This is a genomic window from Sphingobium sp. ZW T5_29, assembly GCF_044987515.1.
Classification (GTDB): Bacteria; Pseudomonadota; Alphaproteobacteria; order Sphingomonadales; family Sphingomonadaceae; genus Sphingobium.
Genome location: NZ_JBJDRM010000006.1, coordinates 117430 through 129312 on the forward strand (window position 1 = coordinate 117430; position 11883 = coordinate 129312).

Sequence of the window (11883 nt, forward strand, 5' to 3'; positions counted from 1 at the left end):
GAAAGTCGCGAAAGCAATTAACCAAATCTTAGGCGCGGTCATGGCATTCCCTCGGGCTATTGGAAATCTGGGGGAAAATTGCGTGCGCATACTTGCTTTGGCATCGCAAAAGGGTGGCTCTGGCAAAACCACATTGTCCGGTCACTTGGCCGTGCAGGCCCAGAAGGCCGGGGCCGGGCCGGTTGTCCTGATCGACATCGACCCGCAAGGCTCGCTGTCCGACTGGTGGAATGAGCGCGAAGCGGAATTTCCAGCATTCGCCCAGACCACGGTGGCCCGCCTTGCCGCAGACCTGGAAATATTGCGTCAACAAGGGTTCAAGCTGGCTGTCATCGACACGCCGCCCGCGATTACCATGGCGATCCAGAGCGTCATTTCCGTGGCGGAATTGATTGTCGTGCCAACGCGGCCCAGCCCGCATGACCTGCGCGCCGTTGGCGCTACGGTTGACCTCTGCGAACGCGCGGGCAAGCCGCTGATCTTCGTCGTCAACGGGGCCACCCCCAAGGCGCGGATAACGTCGGAGGCTGCCGTCGCCCTGTCGCAGCATGGCACGGTCGCGCCTGTCACGCTGCACCACAGAACGGATTTTGCCGCTTCGATGATCGATGGCCGCACGGTGATGGAAGTTGATCCCAAGAGCCGCTCAGCCGGAGAGGTTGAGCAGTTGTGGACCTATATCTCTGACCGACTGGAAAAGAATTTCCGGCGCACTGTCTTTTCGGTGCCGAACAGCGGAGCAGGGTCTTCTGGCGCGCTTCGGCCAGCTTCGGGTGGTTTTGGCCGCCGTGTCGTTGGCCAGTAAGGGAGGACGATAGATGGCTGAACCCAAACCGCTCGCTTCCCTGACCTCTGGGCTTCTTGCTCGCAAGGGAGCTGCCCAACCTGCGATGCGCCGCCCCGTCATGGGCTTTGGTGGCCAGTCGGCCCTAGCTATGCAAGAAGATCTTGGCTGGAACGACATGGGTTTCGATGTGACGGAGCCTGAGCCTGCACCCATCGAACCCCGTTCCGTTGTTGGCCTGACGCCGATGACCGCTCCGGCTGTCGCTGCCCCCATACCGCAAGTCGTGGTGGAGCGTGAGGAACTGGCCGAACGGGTCAAGGAATCCGTGGCTGTTACCCCGCCCGCTGTGCGTCCCGCGAAGGGGCGGAAGGCGGCGTTTACCCTGCGTCTGGACGCCGAACGACATCTCCGGCTTCGTCTGGCCTGCGCCGTCAGCGGCCGGTCTGCACAGCAGATTGTCACCGACGCATTGGACACGCTTTTGGCTTCCCTGCCCGACATCGACCGCCTGGCGCAGCAAGTGCCTGGCGAACGCAAGAATTGATGAAAAGGAGCACGGCATGAAACGCACAGCTTTTGCGAAAGCAGCGGCTTCGTCGCTGATCTTGGCAGTAACTATGGTGGGCTGCGCTGGCTCGGCTTTCCGGCCATCCGCCGCAGCGCCGCAGCGGAGCAACGACGGCCATGTCGCTGCGACGGAAAAGGCGTTGGCAAAGCGCGATGGCGCGGCGGCGGTCAGGGCGGCGGAGGCAGCCGTCGCAGCTGATCCACATAACGCCGCCTATCGCCAACTGCTCGGTCGCGCTTATGTGGCTAGCGGGCGCTTTGCTTCTGCGGAAACGGCGTTGAGTGACGCCATGTCGCTGGGCAATCAGGATGCACGAACGATCGTCAGCCTGGCATTGGTGAAGGCTGCTCTGGGCAAGAGCGAGGCCGCGCGGGACTTGTTGGCGGCCAATGCCGACATCGTGCCTGCTGGTGATTATGGCCTGGCCATGGCGATGGCCGGGGACGCCAACGAAGGGGTACGCATCCTGTCTGGCGCGATCCACGACCCGTCGGCGACTGCGCAGACGCGTCAGAACCTGGCCTATGCCTATGCGTTGGCGGGCCGCTGGAAAGACGCGCGAATGATAGTTGGATATGACCTTGAACCAGCAGCCGCCAACCAGCGCATTTCGCAATGGGCGCAGAGCGCGGCTCCCATGTTTGCGACGCAGCGAATTGCCCTTTTCATGGGCGTGAATATCGACGGTGCGGATGCGGGCCAGCCGGTCGCTCTGGCCCTCGCGCCAGACCGGGCCCCGGTTACGCAGGAGCCTGTGGAAATGGCCGCAAATGACGCCGCCGCGCCATCACAATATATGGCGGCTGTCGAACCGGAAGCCGCCGATGCACCCGTCATCGATCATAGTTTGCCTGACGTTGCCGCAGTGCCGGTGCCTCATGCAGCGCCGAAGCCCGCCTTGCGTGTGGCAGCGACGAAAATGCGACCGCTGCGCCCGAAAGTCCATTCTGCTGATACCGCCAGCAACTGGGTCGTCCAATTGGGGGCCTATGATAATGCCGCCATCGCTAAAGAAAAATGGTTCGCTTTGGCGCGTCGTAACAGCGCGCTGGCTGAGCGTCCTGTACTTACGAGCCAGATCACGCTGAATGGTGCAACCTTCGCTCGCTTGGCTGTAAGCGGCTTTGGCGACCGGGCGGAAGCGATGGCGCTGTGCCGTTCCATCCGCGTGCAGCGCGGGCAGTGCTTCGTGCGTGAAACAGCCCCCGGCGCGACGGTCCAGCGCTGGGCGTTGTCGGGCAAGGCTCGTCAGTTCGCTTCCCGCTGACGGATGGGGGCGTGACGCGGCTCTTCGCCCTTCATAGCAGTTGAAATTGGGCTTCATCGCCAGGAGGACGGAACAGGTCCGTCCGTAACGTAAGGCGTTCGCCCGAAAACCCCGCACGCCTGCGGGCGTTGTGAAATCGGGTGCGTATCAGATCGGCCCACACCCCTTGGCCGCGCATCCGGCTTCCAAAACCGGGATCATTGTCGCGGCCGCCCCGGATGTCGCGGATGATCGCCATTACCTTTTCGGCCCGGTCTGGATAATGCTCCTTCAACCAGGCGCGAAAAAGGGGCGCGACTTCATGGGGAAGGCGCACCGGGATGAACGTAGCCTCGCGCGCTCCAGCCGCAGCGACGCGAGCGATAATCGTTTCGATTTCATGATCCGTGATTGCGGGGATGATCGGCGAAAGGCTGGCGGTCACCGGTATGCCCGCTGCGGCCAGCTGGCGAATCGCATCCACGCGCCGGAGCGGATGAGCGGCCCGGGGTTCCAGCGTCCGAGCGACCTTGGGATCCAGGGTGGTGACTGAGATCATCACGGCCACCAGACGGTCTTTCGCCATCGCGGAAAGCAGGTCCAGGTCGCGCAATACCCGGTCGGATTTGGTCGTGATGAACAGCGGGTGACGGCATGCCGCCAGCACCTCTATACATTGCCGGGTGATGTTCCATTCGCGCTCAATCGGCTGATAGGGATCGGTGTTGGTCCCCATCGCAATCGGGGAGACCCGGTAGGATTTTTTCGCCAATTCTTCGCGCAGCAACCTGGCGGCATCTGGCTTGGCGAAAAGGCGGGTTTCAAAATCCAGGCCCGGCGACAGGTCGTGATAGGCATGCGTTGGGCGCGCGAAGCAATAAATGCAGCCATGCTCGCAGCCGCGATAGGCGTTTATGGACTGGGTAAAGGCAATATCGGGGGATTTATTACGCGCGATGATCGTGCGAGGGCGCTCTACGGTAACCTGGGTCCGCAGGCGCGGCCTTTGTCCATCCACCAGTTCCGAGGCGTCGATCCAGTCCCCATCGGCCATGCGCTGGGCAAGATTGAACCGCTGGCTTTCGCCATTCAACGTTGCGCCTCTACCCTTTTCCGCAGCCATGGCGAATTAGAACATATAGTGAACATAATTGCAAGGGGTGGGGTCAGCGCTCCATCAGGCGAGGCATTAGCTCGACGAAGTTACAGGGACGAAAGCGGCTGTCGAGTTGGCTGGCCAATATGCCGTCCCAAGCATCCTTTACAGCGCCGGTCGATCCGGGAAGGGCGAAAATGTAGGTGCCCCGGGCAACGCAGGCGGTGGCGCGGGATTGTATGGTGGATGTGCCGATGGTCTTAAAACTGAGCCAGCGGAACAACTCGCCAAAGCCCGGTATTTCCTTGTCTTGCACCTGTGCCAACGCTTCAGGCGTGACATCGCGGCCGGTTACGCCCGTGCCCCCTGTGGTTATCACGCAATCGACCTGAGGGTCGTCTATCCATGCGTGGAGGCGCGCGACGATGGCGGCGCGGTCGTCGCGTTCGATACGTCGTTCGGCCAGTATGTGACCAGCGGCTACTATCCTGTCGGCAAGCGCGTCGCCGGATTTGTCCTCTGCCATGCCGCGAGTGTCGGAGACGGTCAGCAGAGCAATGCGCACCGGCACGAACGACCGCTGTTCATCGATCGACATCAGTTCGAACCGCTCACCATATCAGGACCATTGTGCCGACTATTCTGGCTCAGGCGCACGAGCTTCACACCTTTGGAATTGGGGAAGGTCGGCCACATGCCTTGCGCCATGCCAGTCAGGCAATCGGCGCTGCCCTTTGCCTGGATCTGATACATCCAGTAGTTGCGCATCACCGTATTCACATAGGCGCGCGTTTCATAATAAGGCAGCGATTCGATGAACAGCAGCGGGTCGCCATTGTGCTTCACTTCGCTGTTCCACCGCTCGACCGGGACCGGACCGGCATTATAGGCGGCCATCACCTTGGGCAGCAGCCCGCCGGTCGCGCTCATGTCGCGCAGCTTTTCCAGATAGCGCTGGCCATATTCCATGTTGGTGGAAGGCACGAACAGCTGCGCTGGGGACGAAAGCCCCATGTCGCTGCCCGTGCCAGGCAAGACCTGCATCAGGCCCCGTGCCCCGGCGCTACTGACGACATCGCTGCGGAAGCCTGATTCCTGAAGCGTGTGGGCATAGATGAGCGACGGGTCCACTCGCCAGCCGCCGTCGGGCCGCCACTGGGGCGTCGGAAAGCGGGCGAAGCTGTCCGGCTGTTTCCCGGCGGGACCGTTATGGGCGAGCCAAAGCTGGGTCGCGGGCAGGTTGAGCGCCCCTGCCAGCCCAAGCAAAGCGTCATATTGGCCTGCGCCGCCTAACTTTGCCTGATGGCGAATAAGTTCATCCGCCTTGCTGCTGCGTCCCACAGCCGTCAGGGCGACGGCTGCACGGACGTTGGGACTATCCTTCAACTGTCGCCATTCGTCAGCGCCGAACCGAGTGGCGACATTGGCGCTGCCAGCGGGCATGCCCAATGTTTCGCGGGCGAGGAGGCCGTAGAAAGTTTCGTCATTGCGCGCGGCGGTCTTGAGCAGGTTTCCAACCTTTTCTGCCTGACCGCAGACCATATAGGCCCGCGCTGCCCAATATGCCCCGGCGGCGCGCATGTCGGCGTTGCCAGCCATAGCGGCGACATTGGCAAAGGCAGGGGCGGCGCTGACGCAATCATTCTGACGCCACGACGCAAGGCCAGTGGTCCAGTAGGACTGAACCGACCAGTCGCCCCCAGCGCGCGCTTCCAGCGCGCGAGCAGCCATGCGGCGCGCGTTGGTGTCGTCATTTTCGATATAATAAGACCAGGCAATACGCTGTCGCGCTTCGGTCAGGCCTTCGGGCGTCAGGCCGATCTCACCCGTGGCAAGAAGCGATTCTGCCCCTGCCGGGTCGTCATTCTTGATGTAGGGGGCGATCCGCCCGACAAGTGCCTGCGCCAGCAGGTCGGTTTTGACCCCGCTGACATATTGCCGTCGGGGGGCTGATCCCAGCCAGACCATTTTTTGCACCTGAGGAAGGTCGGGCAATATGGTCGCGCCGCGTTTTTCGGCCAGGCGGGACAATTGACCGGCATCCGGCAGCCAGGACGCCTTGTTGATCAGGTCCAGAAGGTCGAACAGTTCAACCCGTGGTGAATTCTTCGCCAGATAAAGTTCGGCCAGCGCGACCGGGCGGACGATATCCTGGGAGTCGAGCGACAGGATCATCGCTTTCGCTTCCGTCCATTTCTGGTCGGTCAGGGCCGAAAAAATCGCGCCATAGCGAGCCTTTTCGCCGTCGCTGATCTCGAACGGTGCGTGAGAAGAAGTCCAGGACGTGGATATCCCCGGAGCCGTGTCAGCCACCGCAGGCAGCGCGAAAAATGCGCTCATGGCGGCCATTGCCAAGGCGGACGAATGGGCTAGGACGCGAATCACGGGCGCTTTTCCTCGATCAAGCATTGCAACGTTCGCCAGCATTCCGCCTTGGCCGCAGGCTGCCCCAGCAGCAGGCGCGGGTGAAAAGTGGCGACGGCGGACACAGTGCCGCCATCCTGGTTGAGATAGCGTAAACCCTGCACCCCTTCGGTGTCTTGGACGGGACGACCATCATGATCAGGAAGCAAGGTGCGGATAGTGCGATCGCCCAGGATCAGCAGGCGGCGGGGCGATGCGAGTGAGACCAGCGTGCGCACACGGTCGGCGGCGGCGTTGAGGTCCGACGCTTCCACCATTCCACCGGGCGGGCGCGACAGCAGCAGAGAAGCCAGGTAGATGTCGCCACGCGAAAGACCAATGGCGGTGAGCATGGCATCGAACAGTTTTCCTGCCCGGTCGGAAAACAGCATCCCTGCGGCCATATCGGCAGGATCGGGCATGTCGGTGATCACCATCAGCGAAGCCTGCGCATTTCCCTGCGGCAGGATAGGCGCGCCCGCCCAACGGCGCTCCGGCTGGGCTGGATCATGTGCGATCCAGGACAGAAATGCTTCCAGCGTGGCAGGCTTTTCACTGGGCGGGTTCGGCGTTGGCGATATGGCCGGTTGGGCAGACACAATGGGCCGCAACCAGTCGACCGGCTCTTCCACCGTCGCACAATCGACGCCCGCCAGTTCCCACCAGGCCATATAGGCGCTGGCGGCCGTCGCTACATCTGCCTGCAAAAATCCCCGCATCGATCTTCTAGGGCCAGAGGTTGACGCCGTGGTCAAGAATCTTCATCGGCAGGGATGGTAAAACGTTTGAGTAATACGGCAACCGGACAGGATGAGGGAACCGGCCGGAACGCCTGATGGAGGACATATGAGCGAACGGGAATCGATGCCTTATGACATCGTCATCGTCGGCGGGGGACCGGCGGGGCTGTCTGCGGCGATCCGGCTGAAGCAGTTGGCGGACGACGCGGGGCAGGAACTCGCAGTATGCGTGCTGGAAAAAGGGTCCGAAATCGGTGCCCATATCCTGTCTGGCGCAGTCGTCGATCCCAAGGCGCTGGACGAGTTGCTGCCTGACTGGCGCGACATGGGTTGCTCGCTCGCCGATACCTGGGTCAGCGACAACCAGCATTGGTTCCTGACGAAGCGTGGCAAATTTTCCATGCCGCATATCGCCCTGCCCGGATGGATGCATAACAAGGGCACCTATACCGGCTCGCTCGGTAATCTGTGCCGTTGGCTGGCGGAGCAGGCCGAAGGGATGGGTGTCGAAATCTTCCCTGGCTTTGCCGCTGCGGAAATCCTTTATCATGAGGATGGATCGGTGAAGGGTGTCGCCACGGGCGACATGGGCATCGATCGCGAGGGCAATCGCAAACCCGATTATCAGCCAGGCCTTGAGCTTCACGCCAAATATACCTTCTTTGCTGAAGGTGCACGCGGCCACCTGACCAAAATATTGAAGCGGCAGTTCCATCTGGACGCTGACTGCGAACCGCAGGTCTACGGGCTGGGCATGAAGGAATTGTGGGACATCGATCCCGCCAAGCACAAGCCGGGCCTGGTCATTCATACCCAGGGTTGGCCGCTGAGCGATGCTTATGGCGGCGGATTCCTCTATCATCAGGCTGGTGGGCAGGTTGCACTGGGTTTCGTGGTGGGCCTTGGATATCGCAACCCGCATCTTTATCCGTTCGAGGAATTTCAGCGCTGGAAACAGCATCCTGAAATCCGCAAATATCTGGAAGGGGGGCGCCGTGTTTCCTACGGCGCTCGCGCGATCAATGAAGGCGGCTGGCAGTCCATCCCGAAGCTGGCGTTCCCTGGCGGCGCGCTGATCGGCTGTTCGGCGGGCTTCGTCAACGTACCGCGGATCAAGGGCACGCACACGGCGATGAAGTCAGGCATGCTGGCGGCCGAAGCGGCGTTCGCCGCGATCAAGGCTGAGCGTGGCGGCGACGTGCTGCAGGATTATGAGGATAATCTGCGGACAAGCTGGATCGCGAAGGAGCTTCAGCTGGTCAAGAATGCCGAACCGCTGCTTTCAAAGTTTGGTGGCACCATCGGCACGTTGCTGGCCGGTATCGACATGTGGATGCGGACGCTCAAGATCGGGCTGCCCTTCACGATGAAGCACAAGCCCGACAATGAAAAGATCTGGCGCAAGGAACAGTGCGCGAAGATCGATTATCCCAAGCCCGATGGCGTCATCAGCTTCGATCGCCTGTCTTCCGTGTTCCTGTCGAACACCAATCATGAGGAAGATCAGCCGGTCCATCTGCAGTTAAAGGACGCAACGATTCCGATCAGCTATAATCTGCCCCTTTATGACGAACCGGCGCAGCGCTACTGTCCGGCGGGCGTCTATGAAGTGGTGGGGTTGGACGAAGGCGCTCCGCGGTTCCAGATCAATGCGCAGAATTGTGTCCACTGCAAGACATGCGACATCAAGGACCCGACCCAGAACATCAACTGGGTCGTGCCGGAAGGCGGCGGAGGACCCAACTATCCCAACATGTAGGCGGCTTTTCCTTTACTCCCTTCCGCTGCTGATGCTGCCGGGAGCCGCCGGGGCATCAGTGGACCGGGCGAGCGCGCTGCATGCCTATGCGCGTGCTCGCCTTGCGGATGGCGACGGGGCAGCGGCGTTGGCGCTGAAAAACTACCGTCAGGCGCTGGCTGCTGACCTGGACCAGCTTGAAATTGCCCGGCGATCCTATGTTCACGCCCTTGTCAGCGGCGACATGGCGCTGGCGATGCGATCTGCCACGCTGCTGGATCGTGAAGGCGCCCTACCTAGGGACGGCACCCTGCTGCTCCTGTCGGACGCGCTCAATCGCAGGGATTGGCAGGCCGCGCATGGGTTCGCGGATCGGATCGCTACAGAAGGCAATTTTGCATTCCTGGTGCCCATATTGCGCAGCTGGATCGCTTTAGGTGAAGGTAGGGTCGCTGCTGTCGATGCAGCGGGCACGGATCGTTTTGCATCTTTGGTCAGGCGCTACCTCGATGAACATGCCGCTATGCAGGCACTGGCGCGCGGCGACGTGAAGGCGGCGGAACCAGCGGTGCATCGCGCGCTGGCGTTGCGGACAGTCGATCTGGCTGAATTGCGCCTGTCCTTTGCGGCCCAACTAGCCGGTCGTGGCGCCAAGACGCAGGCACTCGCGCTTCTGCCCCCGAACCAGGCGAATTACGCCCTGGCGCGGGACCGACTCAATAAAGGGAAGGGGGCAGGCGCGGCTGGAAAGCCCCTGACGCCCAGTCAAGGATTTGGGAGGCTTTTGACGCGCCTCGCAACGGACATCAGCACCGATGAAGCGACGCGGATGTTGGGCATCCGGCTTGCAAGGATCGGCAGCTTCGCCAATCCGTCCGGCGCCGACAGCAGGATCGCGCTGGCAAAGTTGCTGGGCGAGGCGGGTTATTCGCATTCCGCCGCTGCCGAAGCGGACAAGATTCCCGTCAATAGCTGGTTTGGAACCTTGGGGCGGGCTATTCTGGTGGATGTGTTGGCGCGATCGGACGATCGGGCCGGAGCAGTCAGCCTGGCGCGCTCACTCGCCGCCGCGCCGGGGGCGGAGGCGGAACGGCATGTCCGGCTCGGCACGTTGCTGGCAGACTCCAAGGATTTCAGTGGCGCTGCGAAAGCCTTTCGTGACGCGCAGGCCCGCTATGCCCCCGATGCCATACCTTGGGCGCTGCTGTTGTTCGAAGGTAGCGCGCTGGAGCAGGGCGGCAGGTGGGCCGATGCGCGCGGGGTGCTGGAACGCGCAGCCAGCATGGCGCCCGATGAGCCTTTGGTGCTCAATTATCTGGGCTATGCGCAAATTGAGCCGCGGCAGAATATCGACGCCGCGCTCGCGCTGCTGAAAAGGGCGAGCGCGCTCAAGCCTCAGGATGCGTCAATACTGGACTCGCTTGGTTGGGCGCATTTTGTAACTGGTAATGTAAAGGAAGCAGTGCCGGTGCTGGAGCGCGCGGCGGCGGGTGCGCCGGACGACGCAACCATTAACGAACATCTGGGTGATGCATTATGGACGGCAGGACGCCGGTTCGAAGCACGCTACGCCTGGAACGCTGCGGCTGTGTTTGCCGAAGGGGAAGCGGTAGCGCGGCTCGCCTTAAAGGCGAAAGAAGGATGGAAACCCGAATATGCCGCCCGTTGACGGATACCCATCGCCTGACGTCGCCCCTGACAACGGAGAGCTGACTGAAATCGCCTATGCGAAGGTCAACCTGGCCCTTCATGTCCGCGATCGGCGGGATGATGGCTACCATGCCCTGGAAAGCCTTTTCATATTCGCCAGCGACGGCGATGTGCTGACCGGCAGAACGGATGCTTCCGGCGCGATCACCTTGACCATCGCGGGGGCTTTTGCCGATGGGCTGGACAATGGCGGCGGCAATCTGGTCGTGAAGGCGGCGCAGGCGCTGCGCGAACATCTGGGTGAGGAACGGGGCGCTGCGCTGACGCTGGTTAAGACCCTGCCGGTAGCATCCGGCATCGGCGGCGGATCGGCAGACGCAGCGGCGACATTGCGGTTGCTATGCCGCTTGTGGAACGCTCAAATCGCGGCGGACGACTTGGAACGGATCGCTTTGTTACTCGGATCGGACGTGCCCGCCTGCCTTGCCAGCGCAACCAAGATGGTGCGCGGGCGCGGTGAGGTGCTGGAGGACGTCGATATATCCGGTCTGTCAGGTACGCCGATGTTGCTGGTCAATCCCGGTGTCGGCATGTCCACTGCGCGGGTGTTTCAGGGGTGGGACCGGGTCGACAGGGGAGCTTTGGTAGCAGACAATCTGGACCGGGTGATCGCCTGTGGACGTAATGATTTGGAACCCGCAGCCGTGGCAATGGCTCCGGTGATAGCGGATGTGCTGGCGGCATTGAGGCAATGTTCCGGCGTCCGTGTCGCTCGCATGTCCGGGTCGGGCGCGACATGTTTTGCGCTCTTCGATGATGAGGCAGCTGCTGATGCCGCCGCGGCCATCATAAAGGCGCGGCAAGCGGATTGGTGGGTAATGGAAACGAGGATCAGACCGGCGTGAGCGAGGCTTTCACCCAAGTCTATGGCGGAGATCTGGCCCTGCTGATCATCGCAGATCATGCCTCGGCGCATGTACCGGACGACATCGATCTTGGCATAGACCCATCGCTGTTGCGCGATCATATTGCAGTGGACATCGGCGTGGCGGAAGTCAGCCGCATGATCGCCGATCAGCTGGGCTGCACGGCGGTTCTGGGCGGGATTTCGCGGCTCGTGATCGATCTCAACCGGGAAGATGACGCTCCCGGCCTATTACCCGTTATGAGCGATGGACACGCCATCCCTGGCAACCGCCTTGCTGATCTGGCCGATCGCATGATCCGTTTCCATCACCCCTATCACCATCATATCGAAAGCGTGTTGGCCGCGATGGACAGTCCTTTCATCCTTTCGGTGCACAGCTTCACCCCGCGCTTGGCCAGCGACCCCCATCAGGAACGGCCATGGGATATCGGCATTCTCTATAATGAGGATGACCGGGCCGCACATATCGCCATCCCCTTGTTGCAGGCTGCTGGCCTGATCGTGGGCGATCAGCTTCCCTATTCAGGCAAATTGCTCAACGCCACTATGAACCGTCATGCCGAAGCAAACGGCATTCCCTATCTAGGCATTGAAATGCGCCAGGACCTGATCGCCGATGAAGCAGGACAGCGCCGTTTTGCTGACATATTGGGGCGAGTAGTGCTTGAATGCCGCAATAGCCTTGCGTGACTCGCGGCTTTTTGAAAGAGAGACGCGCGCAAGAAGG

Annotated in this window: 11 protein-coding genes; 7 read left to right on the forward strand and 4 right to left on the reverse strand. The window is 61.6% G+C overall.

Features of this window, described 5'->3' with window-relative positions; translation table 11 throughout:
* Nucleotides 1-82 precede the first annotated feature (82 nt).
* Genes ACI3KQ_RS06910 through ACI3KQ_RS06920 form a run of 3 tightly spaced genes read left to right on the forward strand, consistent with a single transcriptional unit; the run spans nt 83 to nt 2622 of the window.
* Nucleotides 83-805 (forward strand): AAA family ATPase, encoded by a 723-nt coding sequence (locus tag ACI3KQ_RS06910; RefSeq protein ID WP_404956055.1) that lies wholly within the window; start codon nt 83-85, stop codon nt 803-805.
* 13 nt (nt 806-818) lie between these two features.
* Entirely contained in the window at nt 819-1331 is a 513-nt protein-coding gene (locus ACI3KQ_RS06915) for a hypothetical protein (protein ID WP_404956056.1), read from the forward strand.
* 16 nt (nt 1332-1347) lie between these two features.
* Nucleotides 1348-2622, forward strand: a complete 1275-nt coding sequence (locus tag ACI3KQ_RS06920) for a tetratricopeptide repeat protein (protein ID WP_404956058.1) — start codon at nt 1348-1350, stop codon at nt 2620-2622.
* 31 nt (nt 2623-2653) lie between these two features.
* On the opposite strand, the gene ACI3KQ_RS06925 is transcribed toward ACI3KQ_RS06920, so the two are convergent.
* Genes ACI3KQ_RS06925 through ACI3KQ_RS06940 form a run of 4 tightly spaced genes read right to left on the reverse strand, consistent with a single transcriptional unit; the run spans nt 2654 to nt 6819 of the window.
* Complete coding sequence (locus ACI3KQ_RS06925; RefSeq protein ID WP_404956060.1) at nt 2654-3724, reverse strand: PA0069 family radical SAM protein; 1071 nt, start codon at nt 3722-3724, stop codon at nt 2654-2656.
* A 43-nt stretch (nt 3725-3767) separates the two neighbouring features.
* Nucleotides 3768-4295 (reverse strand): molybdenum cofactor biosynthesis protein B, encoded by a 528-nt coding sequence (moaB, locus tag ACI3KQ_RS06930; RefSeq protein WP_404956062.1) that lies wholly within the window; start codon nt 4293-4295, stop codon nt 3768-3770.
* Nucleotides 4295-6037: a lytic transglycosylase domain-containing protein gene (locus ACI3KQ_RS06935; RefSeq protein WP_404956064.1), complete on the reverse strand. Its 1743-nt coding sequence runs from the start codon at nt 6035-6037 to the stop codon at nt 4295-4297. The genes moaB and ACI3KQ_RS06935 overlap by 1 nt, the downstream gene beginning before the upstream one ends.
* A 41-nt stretch (nt 6038-6078) precedes the next feature.
* The gene (locus ACI3KQ_RS06940) at nt 6079-6819 is read right to left on the reverse strand and encodes a uracil-DNA glycosylase family protein (protein WP_404956066.1); all 741 of its coding nucleotides are present in this window, start codon (nt 6817-6819) and stop codon (nt 6079-6081) included.
* Nucleotides 6820-6946: 127 nt separating this feature from the next.
* Here ACI3KQ_RS06940 and ACI3KQ_RS06945 point away from each other — a divergent pair, with 127 nt between their 5' ends.
* Genes ACI3KQ_RS06945 through ACI3KQ_RS06960 form a run of 4 tightly spaced genes read left to right on the forward strand, consistent with a single transcriptional unit; the run spans nt 6947 to nt 11846 of the window.
* Nucleotides 6947-8599: a 4Fe-4S dicluster domain-containing protein gene (locus tag ACI3KQ_RS06945; RefSeq protein ID WP_404956067.1), complete on the forward strand. Its 1653-nt coding sequence runs from the start codon at nt 6947-6949 to the stop codon at nt 8597-8599.
* A gap of 31 nt (nt 8600-8630) precedes the next feature.
* Nucleotides 8631-10247, forward strand: a complete 1617-nt coding sequence (locus ACI3KQ_RS06950; protein ID WP_404956069.1) for a tetratricopeptide repeat protein — start codon at nt 8631-8633, stop codon at nt 10245-10247.
* The gene (locus tag ACI3KQ_RS06955; RefSeq protein ID WP_404956071.1) at nt 10234-11133 is read left to right on the forward strand and encodes a 4-(cytidine 5'-diphospho)-2-C-methyl-D-erythritol kinase; all 900 of its coding nucleotides are present in this window, start codon (nt 10234-10236) and stop codon (nt 11131-11133) included. Before ACI3KQ_RS06950 ends, ACI3KQ_RS06955 begins: the two co-directional genes overlap by 14 nt.
* A complete protein-coding gene (locus tag ACI3KQ_RS06960) occupies nt 11130-11846 on the forward strand; it encodes an N-formylglutamate amidohydrolase (protein ID WP_404956072.1) in 717 nt (238 codons plus the stop codon). Before ACI3KQ_RS06955 ends, ACI3KQ_RS06960 begins: the two co-directional genes overlap by 4 nt.
* The last annotated feature ends 37 nt before the right edge of the window (nt 11847-11883 follow it).